Annotated in this window: 1 protein-coding gene; it reads left to right on the top strand. The window is 40.9% G+C overall.

Features of this window, described 5'->3' with window-relative positions; genetic code table 11:
- Positions 1–550 precede the first annotated feature (550 nt).
- The gene (gene ltrA / locus H2672_RS19010) at positions 551–1795 is read left to right on the top strand and encodes a group II intron reverse transcriptase/maturase (protein ID WP_186673959.1); all 1245 of its coding nucleotides are present in this window, start codon (positions 551–553) and stop codon (positions 1793–1795) included.
- Positions 1796–1870 lie beyond the last annotated feature (75 nt).

The raw sequence follows: 1870 nt of genomic DNA, 5'->3' as shown, positions 1-1870 counted from the left end.
GTGTGCCACGAAAGCAAGTGAAATGTGCCTAAGGCACATCTCCAAATGCTATGCTGCACCCAAGATGAGAGTAGGCCTCTCGCAATCGCTATACAGGTAGAGATTGCAAACCACCTTAAGGTGCTGTGGTCAAAAGCTATGGTATTGAGCGTTAAGGAAAAGGCGAAGCAAGACTTCGTCAGGTAGGTATTAAGGAGACGAAAACCATTGAACCGCTGATGAAGTATCGAAAGCGTATAAATGTCATCAAAACTGAGGGGGAGTCGTTAACTCAGGATAAGTTCGGAGGAAACCTGTTTACTGTCCGTTCGGTGACCGGTATAAAGGCGGCGTGAACTTAATACAGGCTTGGGTGTGGAACGTGGGAACCTACGACATGGATGCAAAGGGAGAGATTTCAAGTGGAAGCCCCACGAGAATCGGAGTACCAATGCCATGTATAGGGGCGGAATAACTCGTAGTAGCAATGAAGTCTTCTAACGGAGATGGAGCAAAGGGGTTATGTTATTCAGTTTTATAAACAGGTCAACCATCAAATTGGGAGGAACTTATGCATAAAACAAAGCCGTATGTGATATCTAAAAACATAGTATATGAAGCCTTTCTAAGAGTTAAAGCAAACAAAGGATCAGCAGGAATTGATGAGCAATCCATAACAGAGTTCGAAGAGAATCTCAAAGAAAATTTGTATAAAATATGGAACCGAATGTCATCTGGCAGTTACTTTCCTCCAGCTGTTAAAGCTGTAGAAATACCGAAGAAAGATGGAGGTACTAGGAGACTAGGAATCCCAACGGTTGCGGATAGGATTGCACAAATGACAGTAAAGTTATATTTTGAACCTTTAGTGGAGCCATTCTTTCATGAAGATTCCTACGGATACAGACCAAAGAAAAGTGCCATTCAAGCAATTGAAATCACACGGAAAAGATGCTGGAGGTACAATTGGGTACTTGAATTCGATATCAAAGGTTTATTTGATAATATAGACCATGAGTTATTAATGAAAGCAGTAGAAAAGCATACGCAAGTCGAATGGATAAAGTTATACATCAAAAGATGGTTAAGAGCACCGTTTCAAACGAAAGAAGGAATAGAAGAGCGTACCTCCGGCACACCGCAAGGTGGTGTCATAAGTCCTGTATTAGCAAATCTATTTCTCCATTACACGTTTGATAAGTGGATGGCTATTTACCATCCGAACAATCCGTTTGCTAGATATGCAGATGACGCGGTCATCCACTGCAAGACAGAGGAAGAAGCAAAGGAATTGCATGAATCGCTTAACCTGCGAATGAACGAATGTAAACTCGAACTACATCCAGTCAAAACGAAAATTGTATATTGTAAGGATGTAGACAGAAAAGAGGACTATGAAAATATAGCGTTTGATTTTCTAGGATTCACGTTCAGACCCAGGCTGTCGAAGAACAGGTGGGGAAAACATTTTGTGAACTTCACACCTGCCATTAGTAATAAATCCAAGAAATCTATTCGGCAAAAAGTGAGAGAATGGAAACTACAATTAAAGGCAGAAAAAGAGCTTCTGGACTTATCAAAGATGTTTAACTCGGCAATTCAAGGTTGGATTAATTACTATGGCAAGTTCTATAAATCTGAAATGTATGCTTCATTAAGGCATATAAATAAGGCCTTAATAATATGGGCTAGAAGAAAATATAAACGACTAGCTCGCCACAAGAAAAAGGCAGAACGTTTTCTAGGTAGAATTGCAAAACAGAATCCCAAACTTTTTAAGCATTGGGACATAGGAATCATACCTACGGCTGAATAATGGGAGCCGGATGAGCTGAGAGGTTCACGTCCGGTTCTGAGAGGGACTACTGGGGAGGTTCCAGTGGTCTACTTA

This window comes from Sporosarcina sp. BP05, assembly GCF_014282005.1.
GTDB lineage: Bacteria > Bacillota > Bacilli > Bacillales_A > Planococcaceae > Sporosarcina.
The sequence above is the reverse complement of the archived record's forward strand: the minus strand, read 5'-3'. Positions and strand labels throughout refer to the sequence as shown.